Below are 21,122 nucleotides of genomic sequence, written 5' to 3' on the forward strand. Positions count from 1 at the left end.
TATCGACCAGCGCGCGAAGCCGGTCACATTTCGTCATCTCTTGAAACGCCGAGGTTATCCGGGCGCATCGCCCGACCGCTAGTCTGACTGCAATCCAACCAATGGAGAGCAACCGACATGGCAGCGCTGATCGAACGCAGAAGGCTTCTCCAGGCCGCGGGGCTTGCGGCGGCGCTGTTCCATGCCGATCGCGGCGCCATCTCGGCGCTGGGGCGGCAAGCATTGAAGGATCCGCGAGCGCCCTGGTACGATCTGGGGCTGTTCGGGGACGCAGTGATGAACAGTCAGCTCCTGCATGCTCTTGGCGGCACCTATTCGGGCAGCGCCGACATTGGCGAAGTGCTCGACACCGGCGTTCGGATCGACGGCGCCGACGCGTGGAGCTGGCCGCGCGAATGGCTGAAGACGGCCGAGCGCGTCGAGAAAATGGCCCAGGCGAGCGAACAGGAAGACCGGCGAGTGAGCGCGGGCAAAGCCTATTTGCGCGCCGCCACCTATTATCGCCAGGTGGTCATCCACCATCCGGAGCCCGCTGATCCAAGCAATCGCGACGCCGCCCAGCGGTCGTCCGGCGCATATCGGCAGGCGGTACGCCTATTGCGCTGGCCGGCACAGCCGATTCAGGTGCCGTATGAGCAGACGACCCTGCCCGGCTATTTTCTGCGCTCGCCGCGAGCGCGGGGCGATGCGCCGCTGATCATCCTGCAACAGGGTCGCGACGCCTGGCCGGAAGCGGGCAAGCATATTTGCGACGATGCGATCGAGCGCGGCTATCATGTCCTGTTCGTGCACTGCCCGGGCCAGGGCATGGCGCTGCGCGCGCAAGGCCTGCCGTTCCGCCACGACTGGGAACGCGTCGTCACCCCGATGATCGACTTTGCCGAGCGCATCGCGGGCGTGGACCGGAAGCGGATCGCGTTGCTCGGCTGGAGCATGGGCGGCGCGCTCACGCCTCGCGCTGCCGCATTCGAGCATCGCATCAAACTGCTCGTCGCCAATCCCGGCGTGCTCGACTGGGGGGCCGCGACCTTTCAGCAGCTGGAGCTCCATATTCCCGAATTGCTGCCGCTGCTGGACAGCGACCCCGCACGCTTCGACCGCGAGATATATGCACTGATGGAGCAGCAGCAGCTCATTCGCTGGTTCATGCGCGACGCCATGGCCAAACATGGCGTCCGATCGCCATCGGCTTTGCTGATCGAACTCAGGAGATATTCCAATGTCAGCTCGGTCGCCAAGATCAAGGCGCGCACCCTGGTGATGGACGGTAGCGGCGAAAACACCAGCGTCGGCCAGGCACGCCAGCTGTACGACGCGCTGCGCTGCCCCAAGACCTTCATGCTGTTCGACGCCGAGGATACCGGCCTGCTGCACTGCCAGGAAGGCGCGAGCGCGGTGAGCAACCATCGGTTGTTCGACTGGATCGACGACTATATCTGAGCGTCCGACCGCCCTAGCGTGGCTGGTAGCGAATGCTGGCCTGTCCATAGGCCTGCACCGGCATGAACAACCCCTCCCCGGTGACTTTCAGTGTCCCGTTCGTCACCGTCGACACCGTGGCGGCGAACACGAAATCGCCTTCGCGATGGCCGGCGATCGCCTTGCGTGCCGCAACCAGCACCTTTTCATAATCGCCGCCAAAGTCATGCGTCAGCGACGTACGGATTCTCTCCAGCACCACCGGATCCTCGAACAGCGAGAAAAGGAGGTTCACGGCGCGACTGTCGGTTTGTCCTGCGATCTTCAGGTCGCGAACCGCGACCCGCTGCGAGTTCGGCTCATTGAACGGCGTGGCCGACAGCCAGATCTCGCCGCTGGTGGCAGCGCGCAGACCGCCGCGTTGCTGGACCTTCGCCTGAATACCCACAGCCATGCGCTCGCCATCAGTGGCATAGATCGTCACCTTGCCGAATTCCGCATCGACGGGGCCAATACCGGTCAGCGTGATGCCTTTCTTCGCCAGCTTGCCAAGCGTACGCTCGACCACCGGCTCGAGCTGCACATAGTCCGCGAGAACCGGGATGAAGAAGCGCAACCCCTTCGCGCCAGGCCGGGGCGAAGGGGGCGGCAATGCGGTCGGCGTCGCAGGGGATGGACGATCGCCCACGAATGTTTCGGTCAGCGCTTCCGCCGCGAGCGTCATCTCGAGCTTGCGGCCAACGACGCGATATCCGTCGAAACCCAATTCGCGCGGCGTGACGCGCATCCACACCGGTGGCCGCTCGCGGTTGAGCAGGATCGACGCGAAGCCTTGTTTCCACAGGCCCTGGAGGCGGTCGCGCATGCGGAGCTTGGCGAGTTCCTTCGGCAAATCCTGCTCGAGCTTCGCGACGACCGACTTCAGCTTGGCGTCAGCCTTGCTGGTGAAGCGGATTCGCTGGCCGAGAAAGTCGATGCCGGGCGGATCGGTCCAGTCATAATCGATCTGGACCTTGGCGGCGGGAGACCAGGTGCGATCGACCGATAGTTTCGCTTGTGCCCGCACGATCGCGGCACCGGTCGCGGTCTTCTGCTTGATGATGCCGCCGACATTCTTCGCGCTGATCGCCGCCCGGATCGGCATGGTGATCTTCAGCACCTTGCCGCTGCCGCTCAGGCTGATGCGGCCGCGCGTCACTTGCCCGGCGATCCGGCAATGCAAGGTCGGCGTGACCTTCAGTTTCTTGCCGAAGACCTTCAGCCGCTGAGCCGGCACGCATTGCGGCACGAACTCGTCGATCCGCCACAAAATCTGCGGCGTTTGCCGGTTAAGGCCCGCTTCGAGATCGGCGAGATTGACCGTGATCGGAACGACGATCGTCGATGTCTGCTGCGGCAATGCCGCCGGCGACTGATTTTTCGGAGGCGCCGGATTACCCGTCGTCTTGTTGCAGGATGTCGATAGCAATGTGACGCCCAGCAGCAGCGCGGGTTTCCACAAAAGTCGATGCAGAAATCGGGACAGCGACGCGATCGCTCGATAACGGCCGGCACCGGGATTCCAAGTATCAATCATGGATAGGTCGTGATCCTGCCGCTCTGCCCACCTGAGCCTATCGCATTACCGGCCCGGCATCCATGCCGCCGTCGCTATTCGGTTCGACCATCCAGCGTGACGATCGATGAGCCGTTTTCGAGCGTGCGATGCACCGGGCATTTCGCCGCGACGTCGAGCAAACGCAGATGCTGTTCCTCAGTCAGCGCGTCGCCCCGGATCATCACGGTCTTGCGGAAGATATCGACGCTGCCCGATCGCCCTTCGACCGCACCCTTTTCATGCGTCACGTCCACCGCGACATGGTCCACCGGCCAGTGCCGCTGGCGTGCGAACCAGCGCACCGTCATCGCAGTACATTCGCCCAGCGCCGCGGCCAGCAGTTGATAGGGCGACGGGCCGAGATCGGCGCCGCCCATCGCTTCGGGTTCATCCCCGACCAGGGCATGGCCGCCGGTTTCGATCCGGACGGAGAATGGGCTGTCACCAGTCTCGGTGACATGGACGCTGACAAGATCGCTCATGAATTGCTCCGCTCGATAAACGCGGCAAAGCCGGCAACGAAGATTGTCAGCCTGGCGCGGATGGTTTCGTCCGTCAGTTGCCCTTCGGCATCGAACAGCCCGCCGGCGCGCGCGGCGAGCAAACGCCCTTCGAACCATGGCCGGGTGCCGAGCGTGCGCAGCACGCCCAGCCAGGCATCCTGCGCCAGGATCGTGCCAAAACCGCCGGGCGATGCGCCGATGATCGCGATCGGCTTTGCGCCGAACACTCGGGCGATATCGTCCGCCGGACGCGAGAGCCAGTCGATCGTGTTCTTGAACACGCCCGGAATGCCATTGTTATACTCGGGTGTCGCCAGCAACACGCCGTCGGCCCCAACGATCGCTTCCTTGAGCGCGACCACGGCGCGCGGCAGGCCGTCCGCGGCCTCCACATCGGCGTTATAGAGCGGGATGTCATTGATGGTATGGACGTCGAGCGTCGCTCCGTCCGGCATCACTTCCGCCGCTGCGCGCAACAAGCCGAGATTGAACGAGCGCCGCCGCAGGCTGCCGGCAATACCGATGATCCGCGTCATGATGCTGCTTCCCCCACAAGTTCGGTATTTATCATGACACCGTTCTTGATCGCCAGCGTCACCGGCGTTCGTTCGGCGACATCGGCAAGCTTCGCGCGCTGCGCGGCGTCGAGCGGCCCTTTCGGGTGGAGCCGGCGCTCAATCCGGTCGCCCTGATCGTTGCGGATGAGCGTCAGATCGACGTCGAGCCCTTCGAGCGGCCAGCCCTTGCGTTCGGCATACATCTTGAGCGTCGCGGCAGTGCAGGCGCCGAGCGCGGACAGCAGCAGGTCGAACGGCGCCGGGCCCGCACCCTGCCCGCCCAGCTTCACCGGTTCATCGGCGGTCAGCCGGTGGTGGCCGGCCTCGATCGCAACGGCATAAGGCGCAAGACCAATCGCGGCGCTGACCCGGCTCAAAGTATAATCGACGCCCGGAATCATCGCGCTGCCTCCGGCGATGCCACCGGCGGTGGCGGAAAATCGGGGAGCGGGATGAATTCCTGATCATCGGCGTCGGGCAGCTTCATCCGCCCGGCCCGCCAGTCGGCCGCCGCCTGGGCCAGCCGGTCCTGCGACGAAGAGACGAAGTTCCAGTACAGGAAGCGCTCGCCGATCGGTTCGCCGCCCAGCACCATCACGGTCGAATGCAAGGTGGCGCGCACTTTTGACGCACCCCGGCCCAGCACGAGCATCTTGCCCGCTTCGTAGACGGCCCCGTCAACCTCCACCGCGCCGGTCGCGACATACAGCGCGCGTTCGGCATGATCGGTCGGGATTTCGGCGGTCGCGCCGGGTTCCATTTCGAGATGCGCGTAGAACAGCGGCGAGTGCGTCCGCACCGCTGCGGACAATCCATAGGCACTGCCGGCGATGAGTTGGCCATGCACGCCCGCGTCGCTCCATTGCGGCAAGTCGTCGCCTTCGTGATGCGAGAAGGAAGGATCGGTTTCCTCATCCGCTTGCGGCAGCGCGACCCAGGCCTGGATGCCGTGGAGATGATCGCCCTCCGCCCGGGCCTTTTCGAACCGCTCGCTGTGCGTGATCCCCCGGCCGGCGGTCATCCAATTGACCTCTTGCGGGCGCACAGGCAGCACCGAACCGACGCTGTCGCGGTGCATGATCTCCCCGGAAAACAGATAGGTGATGGTCGAAAGGCCGATATGCGGGTGCGGGCGGACATCCAGCGAACGATCCACCCCGGGGCCAAGATCAAGGGGCCCCATATGGTCGAAAAACACAAATGGCCCGACCATTCGCCGCTTCGCGAAAGGCAGCACGCGGCCCACTTCCAGTCCGCCACCCAGGCTGCGGCGGCGTTGTTCGATCACCATCTCGATCATGACATTTCTCCTGCCGGCGCCTCTTGGCCGCCGATCATAACGGAACATGTGGAATTGGCAGCGTCGTAATCGAGGTGACGGCTCCGATCCCGACGGCGTGAATCCGGTCCCCCGAAAAGGGGAACCGGATTCGGAGGGTCAGGCCGCCATCTGGGCGAACCGGCCGCTGTTGAAGTCATCCACAGCCTGGTGGATCTCGGCTTCGCTGTTCATGACGAACGGGCCATGGCCGACGATCGGCTCGTCGATCGGTTCGCCGGTCAGCACCAGCAACATAGCATCGCCGTCGGCATGGATCGCGATATCGCTCCCCTCGCGCCCCAGCAGCAGCATTTCCGCCTCACCAACCGCCTGAGTGGCGTTGACCGTCACATGGCCGGTCAGCACGACCAGCATGGCGGTATGGCCTTCGGGCAAATCAAGCATGAGGTCCGCGTCGCGATTGAGCCGCACATCCCACAGATTGACTGGCGTAAAGGTTTTGGCCGGTCCCTTGCTGCCGCCGAACTCGCCGGCAATGATGCGGGCGGTGCCGGCGCCGTCGGGCAGATCGATGACCGGGATATCGGCGTTCACGATACCCTGATAGCCGCCGGGCGCCATCTTGTCCTTCGCGGGCAGATTGACCCAGAGTTGCACCATGCGGAATGGGCCGCCGGTCTTGGCAAAGGCCGGCGAATGATATTCCTCATGCAGGATGCCGCCGCCCGCCGTCATCCATTGCACATCGCCGGGACCGATGATGCCGCCATTGCCGGCGGAATCCTTATGCTCGACTTCACCGTCGTAAACGATGGTGACGGTTTCGAATCCACGATGCGGATGTTGCCCCACGCCACGCCGGTCGGTGGTCGGCTCGAAATAATGCGGCCCCGCATAATCGAGCAGCAGGAACGGGCTGATATGCGCGCCCAGGCCATTATAGGAAAAGAGCGAGCGAACCGGAAAACCGTCGCCTACCCAATGGCCGCGATTGTTGCCGTAACGGCCGAGAATCTTCTTGCTCATGGCGTTTCTCCGAAGCGGTCGGCGTTTGTCCAGATGGCCGATCGCGCTGTTGCAATGGAGATAGCCGCGCGACGACAACGTCGAAAGATTGTCAAAATCGACGCATCGTCCTATCAACAGGACGATGCAGGATTTGAACGACCTTTATTATTTCGTGCAGGTGGTCGATCATGGCGGCTTCGCGGCGGCGGGACGCGCGCTCAATATCCAGAAATCGAAGCTCAGCCGGCGCATCGCACTGCTGGAGGAACGGCTCGACGTGCGCTTGCTCAACCGATCCTCGCGCCGCTTCTCGGTGACCGAGATCGGCCGCGAATATTATGATCGCTGCGTCGCCGTATTGGTCGAGGCGGAAGCCGCCGAGCAAGTGATCGCCGCGGTGCGCGCCGAACCGCGCGGCGTGGTACGCATGAGTTGCCCCACCGCCCTGCTCTCCTTCCAGTTCGGCACCATCATTGCGCGGTTCCTGGCCGAGAATCCCGCGGTCGACATTCATCTGGAAAGCACCAATCGCCGGGTGGACCTGATCGCCGAAGGATTCGACATCGCCATTCGGGTGCGCTTCCCGCCGCTGGAGCCAAGCGATCTCATCATGCGGCGGCTCGACGAGAGCACCCAGTGCCTGGTCGCCAGCCCGGCATTGCTGCCGGACACGCTCCGTTCGCCGGCCGACCTCAATGATCTTCCCAGCCTCGATCTCGGGCCGGCGCACCGCGACCATCACTGGCAGCTCCATCATGCCGATGGCCGGACGGCGATGGTGCCGCACCGGCCCCGGCTCGTCACCGACGATATGGCCGCGCTGCGTGACGCGGCGGTTGCGGGCGTCGGCGTCGTCCAGCTTCCGACGTTGATGATATGGGAAGATGTCGAGGCCGGGCGGCTGATCCATGTTCTGCCGCAATGGCGTCCCCGCGCCGGCATCATCCATGCCGTATTTCCTTCGCGCCGCGGATTGCTGCCTTCAGTGCGAGCGCTGATCGAGTTCCTGGCGCAGGAGTGCGTCAGGCAGCGCCAGACCGCCGGGCGATCGCTGCAGAATCTCGATGCGGTGGCCGTCGATTGATCACCTCGGGCCCGAAGCCTTGCTCAGAGGTGGAGATGGCGGTGCAGCGCCGCACCGCGTGGCGACAGCTGGTAACCGACATTGAGGCTTTCCGTTAAGCCCAGCGCCTTGAGTTTACGCACATTCGCTTTGAAGGGTGCGGTATCCCGGCCGACCATTGAGGCCAGTTCAGCGGCACGGATGCCGGGATGGGCCGCGATCAGGTCCAACGTCCGTCGTGTCCAGGCCGAAGCGCGATCGAACCGCGCGAGCTTCGCCAGGATTTGCGCCAGGCTTTCCTCTCCGAGACGATCATCCTCACGCAAGGCGATGCGGGGATCATCGCCAGCCAGCTCGACTGCGATACGATAAAGATCACCAACGGGCCACGACGCCAGATCCGCATGCAAAGCAGCGAGGCCGTCATAGCCCGCCTGAATGGCGTCCCGTTCGGTGATGGCCTGCGCATCGATCATCGACACGTCATCGATGGCGAGAAGCCCCACGACCGTCGTCAATGTTCCGCCGGACTTCACGGTCGGCCGGCGCCAGCGCCGAAACACGAGCGTGATCCTTCCATCAGCGATACCGTCCAGAACCCGGCGCTTCAGAAGCATCCGCGCCCGCCCTTCCCGCTTAACCCGTGACCGTCAATTCAGCGCCTCAGGCGGGATGACCGGTACGATCAGCGGCGCGATCGGCACGCCTTCCTCGACCAGATCCTTGACTTCAGCGGCGGTCGACTGGCCATGGATCGGAGCGGCCGCTTCATCACCGACATGCATGGCGCGGGCGCGGTCGGCAAAGGCGCGGCCGACCCATTCGGAGCTTTCGAGCGCCTTGGCTTGCGCCGCGGCCAGCGCCTCGAACGCAGCCTTCATCACCTCGGGTGACGGAAGATTCCGGGTGGCGGGTTTGCTGTTGGCCTTGGCCGGGATGCTCGGCGCCATCACCGCCTTGATCACATCGGTCGCGCCGCAATAAGGGCAGGAAACCAGGCCGCGCTCGCGCTGTTCCTCGAACGCGGTGCTCGATCCGAACCAGGCCTCGAAAACATGGTCGCTGCCGCATTTCAGATCGAAGACGATCATCAGGCGATCGTCACGGCCGGGATCGAACGGCGATGCATCAATACCGGAATGCGGCTGCGCACATCCTCGACGCGCGCCGGATCGACCTCGGCAAAGCCGATCCCGGCATCCTCGCCCATGTCGAGCACGACCTCACCCCAGGGATCGATCACCAGCGAATGGCCGAAAGTCGCGCGGCCATCCTCATGCACGCCGGTCTGCGCCGCGGCGACGACATAGGCGCCCGCTTCGATCGCGCGGGCACGCAGCAGGATATGCCAGTGCGCCGCACCGGTCGGGCGGGTAAAGGCGGCGGGCACCGCGAGGAGAGTCGCACCGGCATTGCTGAGCGCACGATACAGATCGGCGAAGCGCAGATCATAGCAGATCGACAAGCCGAGATTGCCCGCAGGCGTCTCGACCACCGAACTGGTGTCGCCGGCACCATAGCTGGCGGATTCGCGCCAGCTCTCTCCGGTCGGAAGATCGACGTCGAACAAATGCAGCTTATCGTACCGCGCACGGATCGCGCCGCTATCGTCGATCACGAAACCGCGATTGGCGAGCTTTCCGTCGCCCCGCCGCAAGGCAAGCGAACCGAGATGGACCCAGATGCCATGTTGAGCAGCGGCGGCACGCACCGCGGCGAGCACGGGATCCAGCTCTTCGGTCGTGATATTGCCTGCCCCGCGTTCGCGATCACGGTCGATCAGGCCGGACATTTCGGGAGTGAAGAGCATGGTTGCCCCACCCGCTGCGGCCCGGGCGATGCCATCGATCAGAGTCGCCGCATTGACCGCGGGATCGATCCCGCTGGTCATCTGAAGCAAAGCGATCTTCATGCCGCGAGCAGCGCGTCCAGCTTGCCTTCGCGCTCCAGCGCGGCAAGTTCATCGGACCCGCCGACATGCCAGCCGTCGATGAAGATCTGCGGGACGGTGCTGCGCCCATTCGACCGGTCGAGCATCTCGGCACGCTTCGGACCACCCATGGTGATGTCGAATTCCTCGACCTGGGCGTCCTTGGCGGACAGGAGTTTCATCGCCCGCGAACAATACGGACAGAAGGCCTTGGTATAGATTTCGACTTTTGCCATGGCCCCGAAATGTGGTGTGGCCCGCCGCTTGTCAATCGTTCCGGGTGGCATCGAGCACCCGCGCCCAGCACAGGATGGTAACGCTGGCCGCCCCCGCCCGCAGCAGGATCCGCGAACAGCTGTCGCTGGTCGCGCCGCTGGTATGCACGTCATCGACGAGAATGACGGCCTTGCCGCGCAAGCTGTCCTTGCGTGCGGGATCGATCTGAAAAGCACGCGCGACCATCTTTTCGCGCTCGCGCGGCCCCAGCCCACGCATCGACGGCGTGGCGCGAATGCGCTGTAAAATGGTCAGGTCGGCTGGACGGCCGCTGGCGCGTGACAGCGCGGTCGCGATGAGTGCCGCCTGATTATAGCCGCGCGACCAGATCCGCCAGCGATGCAGCGGCACGGGCACGAACAGATCGGCCTGTGCCGGCATCAGCCGCGCCATCTGCCGCGCCACCGTTTCGGCATAGGCGGTACGGCCGCCATATTTGAGCTTGAGCACGACGGTCCGCGCGACATCGCCATAAGCAACGGCGGCGCGCACCCCGGCATGACGCGGCGGCGCCTGGTGGCACTCGGCGCAAAGCGCCCCCTCGCCCCGGTCATAGGCAAAGGGCGTGTTGCATCCCGCGCACCAGGGCGGCCCAAGGAAGCGCAGCGCGCTCCAGCACGTGACGCAGAAGCGATGATCCTCGATCGTCACCGCGCCACAGCCGGGGCAGCGTGGCGGCAACGCCAGGCCAGCGACGAACCGGAAGGGCGCAAATGGTGTCACGCCCCCTTGTCGCGGCCTGGCGTACGCGGCACAAGCCCGCCCGTGACGCCACCCGACATCTTCGATCGTAATCTCCGCCGCCTGCGCCGTGACCGCGCGGCGCCGGATTATGCCGCGCATGACTTTCTGCGCGCGGCAATGCTCGACGGGATTGCCGAGCGGCTTGAGTCGGTGACCCGGACTTTCTCCGAAGTGCTCGACCTCGGCTGTTTCGACGGGTCCTTCGTCGCGCCAGCAGGCGCACGGATCGTCAGAAGCGATCCGGGTGCGGTGTTTGCGAACCGGGCGCAAGGCGTTCAGGCCGATGAAGACCAGCCGAGCTTTCCCGACGCCTCGTTCGACCTGATCGTTGCTGCCGGGACACTGGACACGGTCAGCGACTTGCCCGGCGCACTGGCGCTGGCCCGCCGGGCGCTACGGCCTGACGGGCTGTTCATGGCGGCGTTCACGGGCGGCAACAGCCTGTCGACGCTTCGTGCGGTATTGCGCGATGCCGAGGGCGAACGGCCGGCGGCACGGATCCATCCCCAAGTCGATGTCCGCTCGGCAGGCGATTTGCTGATGCGCGCGGGCTTCGCCCTGCCCGTCGCCGATGTCGAGACGCTGACGGTGCGGTATCGCGACATCTGGAGCCTGTTCCGCGACCTGCGTGGGATGGCGGCGACCAACTTGCTGCCGGGCACCCCGCCGCTGCGCCGCGACACGCTCGCGCGTGCGGCGCAGGCGTTTGCCGCGCGGGGCGATGGCGATAGTCGAACCGGCGAGCGGTTCGATATCGTCTTCCTGACCGGCTGGGCGCCCGATGAGTCGCAACCCAAGCCGGCGCGACGCGGCAGCGGCGTTGCTTCGCTCGCGGAGGCGCTCAAGCGCCGCGATTAGAGTTTGATCCAGCAAGACGGCGCAGCTGGATCAAGCTCCAGCCGTCAAAGGCGCGCAGCGGCGACGATCTTTCCGCCCTGTCCCTGCTGGACCAGAATTGCGCTGCGATAATTGGCGTCGCCGCCAGCGGGGAGCTCCAGCGTCGTCGCGCCTCCCTTCCAGGTGCCGACCGCCGCGAGCGAGCGCACGATGTTACGATGCGCCAGAGTCCGCCCATTATTCTCGCCGGCGCGGATCGGCACGACCAGATCGCGCGGATCATAGCGCACCAGCCAGACCGTGGCGGGACCGCTCGACGGCCCCTTGCCGATCATGACCTTGCCCGCCGCGACCGTGATGACGGGACCGGTATTGCCTCGTGCATTGTCGCGGATCGCCGCCGCGAGGCGCTTCGGGTCGTTGCCGACCACCGCGCCACGCCCATTGATGATCACTTGCGGCGTGGCCACCTGCGGCCGCCCGGCGGCACGGGCATAATCCCATTGCCGTGCCGTATAGGCCGGCTTGGCGAACGTGTCCTTCCAGCCAAGCTGATCCCAATAAGTCACCGCGAAGTTGAGTGCGAGGATGTCGCGCCGATCCGCCAGCGCGTTGACATTGCTGTTGGCGGGCGGGCAGCTCGAACAACCCTGGCTTTCATAAAGCTCCACCACGGCCGGCGCCGCCGCGCTGGCGCCCGAGTCAGTCGCGGAATTTGGCGCGGGATTTGGCGCAGCGTTCAAGGCGATCGCACCGAGCGCGGCAATGGTAACCAGCACCCCGGCACTGATAACGCCGATCCTATGCTTGCCGACCAAGCGATTCATATCCTGTCTCCAATCCGCCGTTGCGCCTCACCGTCGCCGCCATCCGCGATGGCGGCGACGCATCCTTCCCGTTTCCCGTCGCGCGGAAAGCGCTCGGATCCATACCATAGACCGCTGCGAACGCCCGGCTGAAATGGCTGCGGCTCGCAAAGCCGATCGTCGCGGCGATCACCTTGATCGGCATGCCGGTCGACCCGAGCAGGTCGGCCGCCCGACGCAGCCGGGTACGAGTCACGAACGCCATCGGGCTCATGTCCAGCGCACCGGAAAATTCGCGTGCAAAGGCCGAGCGGCTCATCCCTGCCACGCCAGCCAGGCTGGCGACGCTGTGCGCCGATGCCGGCTTGTCGAGCACGGCGCCGATCGCCCTGCCCAGCCGGGGATCGCGCATGCTGCGCAGCAAATTCAGACTGTGGCCGGCATGAATGAAGTGGCGGCGTAGCAGAAGCAGCAGCGACATCTTCATCAATGCGGCAATGAGTGCCCGCGATCCCAGGTCGGGTGAATCGACCTCCTCGATCATGCGCGTATAGGCCAGACGGACAATCTCGAGATCGCCGAGATTCTCCACGATCGGCGCGGTGACCGCATCGAGCAGACCGAATGAGCCGGATATGTTCGCCGTAACCAGACCGCGCATGATACGCAGATCGCCAGCGGCCGCGACGGTATCCGCGGTGATGCTCTGGGTCATGCCGGGCGGGACCAGCACGACGCTGCCAGGGCCGCAGACGATCGCCGGCTGAACGCCGACCGTCAGATGCAGCGTGCCGGACAGAACATAATGCAGCGTGATCGCCGCGTTCGCTCCGGCGATCAGGTGGGCGTCGCGCCGCACGTCGCACATCGCCAGCATATCCACCGCCACATCGAGCGTGACGAGCAAGCGGTCGAGAACGGGGTCTGGCAGCACGACATCTCCAGGGTTATGCACCCTGTTCGCGAGCCGCGCGGTCCTGGTTACAAACTGCGCGCCGGGAGAATTCGGCGGCTTGCTAGCCGATCATCCCGTCACCGGACCCCTTGGCCAGGATCCGACCCATCGCATCGAACAGCGCGTCCATCGCCACGGGCTTGAACAGGACTTCATCGGCACCTTCGGCGAGGCAGCGTTCGCGCAGATCGATGGCGGTGTCGGCGGTGACCACGATGATCGGCAGCGTCGCCTTGGCGTCGCTTCGTCCGCGAATGTGCCGGATCGCGGTGATGCCATCCATGCCCGGCATGCGCAGGTCGACCAGGATGATCGCATAGTCATTCTCGTCAATCAGCTTCAGGCCGATTTCGGCGCTTTCAGCGCCGGTCATCGTCGCACCCGCGACGTCAAGCATGTCGCCCACGACGCGACGGTTCATCGGATCATCTTCGATGAAGAGGACGTTCATGGCAGCAAGGCCGTCAGGGTTTCGATGCGCGGCATGATCGTTTCCGTCTCTTTCACCCTATGCGGCACGCGACACAAGTGTGTCTGGCGCCGTGTCGTCCAAAGGATAAAGCAAGTCCGCCAATGCCGCTCCAGCAATCGGCTTGGCCACCATTACATCCATACCGGATGCAATCAAGCGATCACGTTGCTCATCGTCGGGCGCGGCCCACAGGATGGCGGTCCGCGCACCACCCGCGGCATCGGCGATCGTGCGCAACGCGCCATCGACATCACCGGTGGCCTTGATCGTGGTATCGTCGATCAGCACCTGATCGATACCGCCGTCCCGCAGCCGCTCCACCGCTTCTTCGACCGACCCGGCAAAGACCACCGCACCGGCGCGTGCCTCAAGCACCGCGCGCAACATGCTGCGCGTGATCGGGCTGCGATCGACGATCAGCAGAGCGCCCTTCTCACTCTCCGCGCTCGCCATCGCCTCGGGCGCAGCGGCAAGCACCAGCGGCAGTTCGAGCGTGAAGGACGATCCAGCGCCGGGCGCGCTCTCGACCCGAACGTCACCATCCATCGCACGCGCGAGATTGCGGCAAATCGCCAGGCCGAGGCCAGTGCCACCGAACTTGCGCGTCGTGCCGGCATCGACCTGGCGGAAGGATTCGAAGATGATGTCATATTTGTCGGCAGGGATACCGATGCCGGTATCGCTGACGGTGATCGTCAGCGTCGCGCCGACCGTTGCGACCCGCACCGTCACGCCGCCGGATTCGGTGAACTTCAACGCATTCGACAACAGGTTGAAGACGACCTGACGCAAGCGAGCGGCATCGCCCTGAATCCATCCGGGCGCGGCATCGAGATCGAGCGTGAAGCCGATGCCCCTGCCCCGGGCCTGCTCTTCCCACATTCGCGCCACATCACGCAGCGTCGCCTTCAAATCGAGCGGCACTGACTCGATCGTCATGTTGCCGGTCTCCATCTTGGCGACGTCGAGAATATCGTCGACCAGCGCGCGCATCGTCACGCCGGCGCTGTGCACCACACCGATCCGGTCGCGCGTGGTCTCGCTGAGGGTGCGGTCCACCAACATCACCTGAGTCATGCCGAGAATGCCGTTGAGCGGCGTGCGGATCTCATGGCTGGTGGTGGCGAGGAATTCGGTCTTCGCGGCCAGCGCCTTGCCCAGCGCGTTGTTGGTCGCGGCGAGATCGATATTGGCGGCGCGCACTTCATTGCGGCTGCGGCGCAAGGTAACGATGCCATAAGCGAGCATCGACAGGATGACGAGCGTGATCACCGCGATGCCGATGAAGATGAATTGCTGGGTCTGCGCCCTGGCCCGTTCGAATTCGATATTGCGCTGCAGTTCGTCGGCCTTGAGCTTGGCGATGCGCAGCTCCTGATTGGCATAGTCGAACCGAGCCGCCATCAGCGCCGTATTGGTCGATGTCGCCAGCTCGGTCGTCTGGTCGTCGAGCCGCTTCAGCGCCTCCAGGTGCGTCAATGCCGCGTCATTCATGCCCAGTTTGCGAAACACGTCATACGCGGTCTGATGGTTGGCGCGGAACGACAGGGTCGTCGTTGCCGGATCGATGCCCGCGAAGCTGCGCACGATCAGCTGCTGAGCCTGGGCAAGCCGGCCATGCTGCAGCGCCGCCTGCGCAGCGACGGCGGCGAACTGCGCATTGGCGGCGATGTCATTCGCACTCACCAGCTTCCAGCCTTCGCGGATCGTCGCGTCGGCCGCATCGAGCTTGTTCGCGACCAATTGCCCGCGCGCAATGTTGCGCATGATCTGCGCTTCCAGCCCGGGGCTGTTCATCGTCATGGCCAGGTCGAGCGCCTTGCGGAACTGCTCCTCGGCCTCGTCATAGCGCTGGAGTTCCTTGAACGCTTCGCCGCGGTTATTGTAGATCGACAGCTGCAGCTGCGGGTCGCCCTGATACACATCGAGCGCCTGGCCGTAATATTTCAGCGCGTTCTGATAATCCTTGGCCTCCTGATAGAGCGCCGCAATGCTGAGCAACGCGATCGCACGGCTGCGTGTCTCGCCGCTGTCGCGGAAGATATTGTGCGCCTGCTGATAATCGGCGAGCGCGGCCGACACTTCGGTCTTGGCCATATGCAGGCCGCCACGCGACAACAGCACATCGCCTTTCAGCTTGGTCGGCTTCTTTTCGGCGGCGAGCGCGGCAAGCGCACTGTTGATCAGGGGCCGTGCCTCGTCGATCTGATTCAGCCGCAGATGAGCCTCGCCCTGCAGCCAGCGCGCCGTGGCGATACCGACGCTTTTCTGCGATCCGGCAAGCTGGGCCGCGGCCTTTTCGGCTTCCTGTGCCTTGACGATGGTCTTGGCGGGATCAGCGAGCATCATTGCCTTGGCATCGGCAATCATCACGTCGAAGCGTGCGCCCGCGCTGGCCGCCGAGTCGCTGGCCGGCTGAGCGATCGCGTGCAATGGTGCGGCAACCCCGGCCAGGGCCAGAATGAGCAGCACATGCCGGAGCAGTGCGTGAAGGCGTGTCCCCGTCATGTCGTTACGGTTCTGATCCAGATAGCTTAAGGTCAGGCTAAAAAAGCGCCGATTTGGCGTTATCCGCTTTTCCAGAAGCTTGCCGGCCGCTTGAACATCGACGGCGCGCTATCCTCTTCGGGGCGAAGCTTGTCGTCGCGCAGGAACTGGCGGAAGGCATCGATCGAGATCGGGCGGCTGATCAGATACCCCTGCACCATGTCGCAGCCCATCACGGTCAACAGCGCCATTGCCGCCTGAGTCTCGACCCCTTCGGCGGTGACTTCCATCTCCAGCGCATGGGCGAGGTCGATGGTCGAACGGACGATCAACGGGTCGCGATTGCTGCTGGTCAGCTGCAGCACGAACATCTTGTCGATCTTCAGTTCGCGCGCGGGCAATTGCTTCAGATAGGCAAGCGACGACAGGCCCGCGCCATAATCATCGATCGCGATGGTGATGCCGACATCGGCGAAGGTCTGCAGATTGGCGATCGCGCTCTGCGGATCGCGAATGACCGAGGTCTCGGTAATCTCGAACCCGATCCGGGCGGCATTGTCGCACACCCTGGCGCACGCCTCCGCGACAAAAGCGCTATCGGCGAGCAACTGCCCGGAGATATTGATGAAGATGGTCAGGTCGTGCCCGTCGGCAGCCAATGTCCGCTGATCCTCGATCACCTTGTCGAGCGTCCAGAGCGTCAAAGGCCCAATCTCGCCGATTTCCTCGGCGAGCGGGATGAAGTCGCCAGGCAGGACAAGACCGCGGGTCGGATGCTGCCAGCGGACCAGCGCTTCGGCACTGGAAATTTCCTGGCGGCGGACATGAACCTTGGGCTGATATTGCAGGAACATCTCGCCATTGGCGATCGCGGCGCCCAGTTCGCGAGTCAGGGTGAGCCGGTCGAACGCTGGCGTGCCCATCGACAGGTCGCGGATCACGGTCACCTGCTCGTCATGCGCCTGATCGAGCGCGCTCTCGGTTTCTTCGGCCAGCCGCACATCCTCGGTCGCACCGATCGGCGCAGCCGCGGCGCCGAACAGCATGCGCACCTCATGCGGCTCGCCGTCGATATTGATCGGCGCGGCAAATATTTCGGTCAGCGTCGCGATCGCTCGCTCCAGATCGGTAATCGCGTCACCCTCGAAACCGAATTCGACCATCGACCGCCCGACCACCGACACGCGCGCGTTGCTCAGCACCGCAGCGATCTGACCACAAATGTCGAAGGCGAGCCGATCGGCGCGGCCGCGACCAAGATGACGGCGCAGCGCAGCGAAATTGGCAACTTCGCTCAGGCACAGAAATTGCCATGCCTTGGCCGGCCGCGGGCCGGGTCCGTCCGACCATTCGAGATTACCGACGATCGACATGCGCCGCGCGGCGCGAAACGCATCCATACCGCCATGCACGTCCGCACTTGGCTCGATTCGGGCGTTCTGAGCCACGATCAACGGCGTCGAAACACGCAGTTGCGCCCCGCTTCGCACGGCATGGGGACCTGGTCCCGAATCTCTGGAAACGCGCGCCATCATCCCGGGGGCTATCATGTGACGCTAAAGGAACTCTTAAACTGCCGCGCCGGATCCCTGCAAAGCCCGGAAATCCGATTGCTTTATCCTTAAAAAACCATTAATAATCACAAGCACTCAGCTGAGTGCAACAAGGGAGAAAGCATATGCTCAAGTTCATTCTTGCGCTGGTTTACGGCGAACTGATCCGCCCCTGGTAAGCCAGACAATCGGTCCGGCACCTGGCTAAACAGGCTGTTTTCAGAATAGCTTAGCCAAGGGTCGGATCGATGTTTTCGATTTCGGGTGCGTTGAATTTCCGCCCCGCCACGACTTGCAAGACAAGTCGGTGTTCCAGCTCGAGTCCCGATTCGGGACTTGCGTATTTTCCGCATCTCGAGCGCCATTCCGGCACCAATTTAATTGAGCGTATTATTTGGTAGACGCCGTTTTTCAGCGTCGAACCGCCTCAAACAGCCGTGCCATGAACGCCGCACCGCGCTCCAGTTGAGCGATTTCGAGATATTCGTCGGGCTGATGCGCCTGCTCGATCGAGCCCGGACCGCAGATCACGACCGAGAATCCCGCTTCCTGAAACTGCCCCGCCTCGGCCGCATAGGACACGACGCGCGCCGGACCATTATCGCCCGCCAGGCGCCGCGTGAGCAGTTCGGCGGCGCCACCAGGCTCGGGCGCGAAGGACGGCGTGGTCGATCGCCGTACCAGCTCCACCCCGGCCCCGGCGAAGCGCGCGCGCAGCAGCCCATCCTGCCGAGTGCATTCGGCGACGAACGGCGCGATGATGGCGTCGGGATCCTGACCCGGCGGGACGCGCAGATCGAAGATGAAAGTGCACTCGCGCGCCAGGATATTGACCGCGGTGCCGCCATTGATCTGGCCGATCGTCAGGGTCGCATGGCCCGGGCAATACAACGATGCGGGGTCGGCATGATGCTCCAGCGCCTGCGCGATTCCGGCAAGCTGGTTCATCAGGCCGACCGCGACCATGTTCGCCGAAATGCCGAGATGCGTCAGGCTCGAATGCGCCTCATGCCCGGTCACGGTTACGCGCCAGCTCGAAATACCCTTATGGCCGCTCACCACCTCCATATTGGTCGGCTCGCCCACCACCACCGCCGCCGGTGGCGGTAGCTCGGTCACCAGTTCGCGGATCATCGACGGCGCACCAAGGCACCCGATCTCCTCGTCATAGGAAAAGGCGAAGTGCACCGGCCGGGCATTGTCCGCCCGCGCGAAGTCAGGCGCCGTCGCCAGCGCCAGCGCGAGGAAGCCCTTCATGTCGCACGTGCCCCGCCCATGCAGGCGATCGCCGCGCCGGGTCAGCACGAACGGGTCGCTGCTCCAGGGCTGGCCATCGACCGGCACGACATCGGTATGCCCCGACAAGACAACACCACCCGGAACCGATGGTCCGAGCGTGGCGTAGAGATTGGCCTTGGTCCCTTCCGGATTTGCGACGCGGCGCGAGGCAACGCCCAGGCCATTCAGCATTGCCTCGACATATTCGATCAACGCCAGATTCGAATCGCGCGACGTGGTGTCGAAGGCAACCAGCCGGGCAAGATGCTCGGTAGCGGCGGCATTGATCTCGGCTGGCGTCATCACCCCTGCCTTAGCGACACTCCCGCCGGTCGCCTAGAACCGATCGGCCAACAGCGACGAGTCGCATCAGGATGGGCGCCCCATCGGATGCTGTTTCACGCTGTTTTTCCGCGGCATTTTTTTCCGATGCTGTTAAGTTGGATTTTCGGCGATAATTCACCGCATCTTTTCAAACAGTTATGATCAAAAATGCTGTTATGGAATAACAGCATGCGGAACAGCAATAACAGCATCGCGATTCCCGCTGTTCGCGCCGGAACAGCACGCGGCGCATGGTTCATTGATTTGTACAATTGAGAAAGAGCGGGCCGGAACGCAGGGTCGCGCTCCGTCCGACTCCATCTTCTCACGGCGTGGATCGGCGTTGAATCGCTCGCCCTGGAGCACCCTCGAGTTGGTGGGATCGCTTCCCGCCGTTCGCCCTGAGCCTGTCGAAGCCCACGCGTTACGCGTGCCCTTCGACAGGCTCAGGGCGAACGGGTGGTGGTGGATCAACCCAGCTTGAAACCAGCCTAAAGTCGTTTTCAGCTGAGCTGAAAACGACTTTAGGCTGGCACCGCCTCGCGCTTGTCCGCGACACTCCGACGGCTCGGCACGGGGTTGGAGAACTCCATCTCCGCGTCGACCGAGCCATATTTCAGCGTCAGAATATCGAGCGCATAATTCTGGTAGAGCTTCCAGGGTTTGCGATCGCCCTGCTTCGGAAATTTCTCCATCGCGCGCGTGACATAGCCGGAGCTGAAGTCGAGGAACGGCTCGGGCTGCATCGCCTCGGTCGAAATGCGCGGCGTCGCCTGGCGCAGGCCGCGCTTGGCCATGGTGTTGAGCAGACGGCAGACATAACCGCAGGTCAGGTCGGCCTTCAGCGTCCAGGACGCATTGGTATAGCCGAAGGACGAAGCAAGATTGGGCAGATCGCTATACATCATGCCTTTGTAATTATAGGTTTTCGACAGATCCACCGCCGTGCCGTCGACGCTGAACGCAACGTCGCTGAGCAATTGCAGCTCGAGACCGGTGGCGGTGACGATGACATCGGCGGGCAGTTCGTCACCTGATTCGAGCTTGATCCCCGATGGCGTGAACGCTTCGATCCGGTCAGTGACGACCGAGGATGTGCCCGCCTTCAGCGAGTCGAACAGGTCAGCGTCGGGCACGAGGCACAGCCGCTGGTCCCAGGGGTTGTAACGCGGCGTGAAATGCTTCGCGACGTCATAGTCGGGACCGAGATGATCGCGCACCATGCCGATGATCCGCTCCTTGACCTTTTCCGGCTTGCGTCGCGCCAAGCGGAAAAAGAACATGCCGAACAGCACATTCTTCCAGCGCGTGATGCCATAAGCGACCTTCGACGGCAGCTTGGACCGCAGCCAGTTGGCGATGCTGTCCTCCGACGGGCGTGACACCACATAGGTTGGCGAACGCTGCAGCATGGTGACATGCGCGGCGCGCTTGGCCATTTCCGGCACCAGGGTCACCGCCGTCGCACCGCTGCCGATCACCACGACCTTCTTGCCCGAATAATCGAGGTCCTGCGGCCAATGCTGCGGGTGGACGATGCTCCCGGTAAAGCTGTCGGCACCGGGGAAATCGGGCGTATGGCCCTTGGCGTAGTTGTAATAGCCGCTGCACATGAAAAGGAAATTGCACGTGATGGCGACGGGCCCGTCCGGCCCGGTGGACTCAACCGTCCAGCGCGCATTCTCGGTCGACCATGAGGCGGTGTTGACGTGATGATTGTAGCGGATGTGCCGGTCGATGCCGTTGTCGCGCGCGGTGTCGTTGACATATTTCAGGATCGATGGCCCGTCCGCGATCGCCTTCGCCTCGGTCCAGGGCCGGAAGGAATAGCCGAGCGTGTACATGTCCGAATCGGACCGGATGCCGGGATAGCGGAACAGGTCCCAGGTCCCGCCCAGTTGCGGGCGCCCTTCAAGAATCACATAGCTGCGGTCCGGGCTGAGCGTCTGCAAATGATAGCCCGCGCCGATACCCGAAATTCCGGCACCAACCACGATCACGTCGAAATGTTCTGTCGTCATATCGTCTCTC

The 21,122-nt window shown here is 63.9% G+C and carries 21 protein-coding genes; 3 read left to right on the forward strand and 18 right to left on the reverse strand.

Features of this window, described 5'->3' with window-relative positions; translation table 11 throughout:
• Window positions 1-117: 117 nt before the first annotated feature.
• Complete coding sequence (locus tag OO12_RS16510; protein ID WP_034159815.1) at window positions 118-1,440, forward strand: alpha/beta hydrolase family protein; 1,323 nt, start codon at window positions 118-120, stop codon at window positions 1,438-1,440.
• A gap of 13 nt (window positions 1,441-1,453) precedes the next feature.
• Here the strand turns inward: OO12_RS16510 and OO12_RS16515 are convergent, their stop codons facing one another.
• From OO12_RS16515 to OO12_RS16540, 6 genes are all read right to left on the reverse strand, one after another.
• Window positions 1,454-2,995 carry a DUF4403 family protein gene (locus OO12_RS16515; RefSeq protein WP_082006596.1) on the reverse strand — a complete coding sequence of 514 codons (1,542 nt, stop codon included), beginning with the start codon at window positions 2,993-2,995 and terminating at the stop codon, window positions 1,454-1,456.
• Between the two features lie 74 nt (window positions 2,996-3,069).
• Window positions 3,070-3,498 carry an OsmC family protein gene (locus OO12_RS16520; protein WP_034159816.1) on the reverse strand — a complete coding sequence of 143 codons (429 nt, stop codon included), beginning with the start codon at window positions 3,496-3,498 and terminating at the stop codon, window positions 3,070-3,072.
• The gene (locus OO12_RS16525; protein ID WP_034159817.1) at window positions 3,495-4,055 is read right to left on the reverse strand and encodes an NADPH-dependent FMN reductase; all 561 of its coding nucleotides are present in this window, start codon (window positions 4,053-4,055) and stop codon (window positions 3,495-3,497) included. The genes OO12_RS16520 and OO12_RS16525 overlap by 4 nt, the downstream gene beginning before the upstream one ends.
• Window positions 4,052-4,453 (reverse strand): OsmC family protein, encoded by a 402-nt coding sequence (locus tag OO12_RS16530; RefSeq protein ID WP_034159869.1) that lies wholly within the window; start codon window positions 4,451-4,453, stop codon window positions 4,052-4,054. The genes OO12_RS16525 and OO12_RS16530 overlap by 4 nt, the downstream gene beginning before the upstream one ends.
• A 20-nt stretch (window positions 4,454-4,473) precedes the next feature.
• Window positions 4,474-5,376 carry a pirin family protein gene (locus OO12_RS16535; RefSeq protein ID WP_034159818.1) on the reverse strand — a complete coding sequence of 301 codons (903 nt, stop codon included), beginning with the start codon at window positions 5,374-5,376 and terminating at the stop codon, window positions 4,474-4,476.
• A gap of 138 nt (window positions 5,377-5,514) precedes the next feature.
• Window positions 5,515-6,384 carry a pirin family protein gene (locus tag OO12_RS16540; RefSeq protein ID WP_034159870.1) on the reverse strand — a complete coding sequence of 290 codons (870 nt, stop codon included), beginning with the start codon at window positions 6,382-6,384 and terminating at the stop codon, window positions 5,515-5,517.
• Window positions 6,385-6,508: 124 nt separating this feature from the next.
• Here OO12_RS16540 and OO12_RS16545 point away from each other — a divergent pair, with 124 nt between their 5' ends.
• Window positions 6,509-7,450, forward strand: coding sequence for a LysR substrate-binding domain-containing protein (locus tag OO12_RS16545; RefSeq protein ID WP_034159819.1), 942 nt, complete (start codon window positions 6,509-6,511; stop codon window positions 7,448-7,450).
• Window positions 7,451-7,473: 23 nt separating this feature from the next.
• Here the strand turns inward: OO12_RS16545 and OO12_RS16550 are convergent, their stop codons facing one another.
• The 5 genes from OO12_RS16550 to OO12_RS16570 are packed head-to-tail and all read right to left on the reverse strand — an operon-like array spanning window position 7,474 to window position 10,358.
• The gene (locus OO12_RS16550) at window positions 7,474-8,046 is read right to left on the reverse strand and encodes a hypothetical protein (protein WP_034159820.1); all 573 of its coding nucleotides are present in this window, start codon (window positions 8,044-8,046) and stop codon (window positions 7,474-7,476) included.
• A gap of 33 nt (window positions 8,047-8,079) precedes the next feature.
• Complete coding sequence (locus OO12_RS16555; RefSeq protein WP_034159821.1) at window positions 8,080-8,520, reverse strand: DUF1178 family protein; 441 nt, start codon at window positions 8,518-8,520, stop codon at window positions 8,080-8,082.
• Complete coding sequence (locus tag OO12_RS16560) at window positions 8,520-9,341, reverse strand: carbon-nitrogen hydrolase family protein (protein ID WP_034159822.1); 822 nt, start codon at window positions 9,339-9,341, stop codon at window positions 8,520-8,522. The genes OO12_RS16555 and OO12_RS16560 overlap by 1 nt, the downstream gene beginning before the upstream one ends.
• Complete coding sequence (gene grxC / locus OO12_RS16565; RefSeq protein WP_034159823.1) at window positions 9,338-9,595, reverse strand: glutaredoxin 3; 258 nt, start codon at window positions 9,593-9,595, stop codon at window positions 9,338-9,340. Before grxC ends, OO12_RS16560 begins: the two co-directional genes overlap by 4 nt.
• 31 nt (window positions 9,596-9,626) lie before the next feature.
• Entirely contained in the window at window positions 9,627-10,358 is a 732-nt protein-coding gene (locus OO12_RS16570; RefSeq protein WP_034159824.1) for a ComF family protein, read from the reverse strand.
• 42 nt (window positions 10,359-10,400) lie between these two features.
• Here OO12_RS16570 and OO12_RS16575 point away from each other — a divergent pair, with 42 nt between their 5' ends.
• The gene (locus tag OO12_RS16575) at window positions 10,401-11,237 is read left to right on the forward strand and encodes a methyltransferase domain-containing protein (protein ID WP_235364834.1); all 837 of its coding nucleotides are present in this window, start codon (window positions 10,401-10,403) and stop codon (window positions 11,235-11,237) included.
• A 44-nt stretch (window positions 11,238-11,281) separates the two neighbouring features.
• Here the strand turns inward: OO12_RS16575 and OO12_RS16580 are convergent, their stop codons facing one another.
• The 7 genes from OO12_RS16580 to OO12_RS16610 form a co-directional block, all read right to left on the reverse strand.
• Window positions 11,282-12,043 (reverse strand): DUF1223 domain-containing protein, encoded by a 762-nt coding sequence (locus tag OO12_RS16580; protein WP_052215970.1) that lies wholly within the window; start codon window positions 12,041-12,043, stop codon window positions 11,282-11,284.
• On the reverse strand, window positions 12,018-12,956 hold the full coding sequence (locus tag OO12_RS16585) for a helix-turn-helix domain-containing protein (protein WP_034159826.1): 939 nt from the start codon (window positions 12,954-12,956) through the stop codon (window positions 12,018-12,020). The genes OO12_RS16580 and OO12_RS16585 overlap by 26 nt, the downstream gene beginning before the upstream one ends.
• A gap of 82 nt (window positions 12,957-13,038) precedes the next feature.
• Window positions 13,039-13,428 carry a response regulator gene (locus tag OO12_RS16590; protein ID WP_034159827.1) on the reverse strand — a complete coding sequence of 130 codons (390 nt, stop codon included), beginning with the start codon at window positions 13,426-13,428 and terminating at the stop codon, window positions 13,039-13,041.
• Between the two features lie 57 nt (window positions 13,429-13,485).
• The gene (locus OO12_RS16595) at window positions 13,486-15,957 is read right to left on the reverse strand and encodes an ATP-binding response regulator (protein ID WP_052215971.1); all 2,472 of its coding nucleotides are present in this window, start codon (window positions 15,955-15,957) and stop codon (window positions 13,486-13,488) included.
• Window positions 15,958-16,016: 59 nt separating this feature from the next.
• Window positions 16,017-17,384 carry an EAL domain-containing protein gene (locus OO12_RS16600; RefSeq protein WP_235364835.1) on the reverse strand — a complete coding sequence of 456 codons (1,368 nt, stop codon included), beginning with the start codon at window positions 17,382-17,384 and terminating at the stop codon, window positions 16,017-16,019.
• A gap of 516 nt (window positions 17,385-17,900) precedes the next feature.
• Window positions 17,901-19,070, reverse strand: a complete 1,170-nt coding sequence (gene argE / locus OO12_RS16605; protein ID WP_152616486.1) for an acetylornithine deacetylase — start codon at window positions 19,068-19,070, stop codon at window positions 17,901-17,903.
• 545 nt (window positions 19,071-19,615) lie between these two features.
• Complete coding sequence (locus OO12_RS16610; RefSeq protein ID WP_034159829.1) at window positions 19,616-21,112, reverse strand: flavin-containing monooxygenase; 1,497 nt, start codon at window positions 21,110-21,112, stop codon at window positions 19,616-19,618.
• Window positions 21,113-21,122 lie beyond the last annotated feature (10 nt).

Source organism: Sphingomonas sp. ERG5 (assembly GCF_000803065.1).
Classification (GTDB): Bacteria; Pseudomonadota; Alphaproteobacteria; order Sphingomonadales; family Sphingomonadaceae; genus Sphingomonas.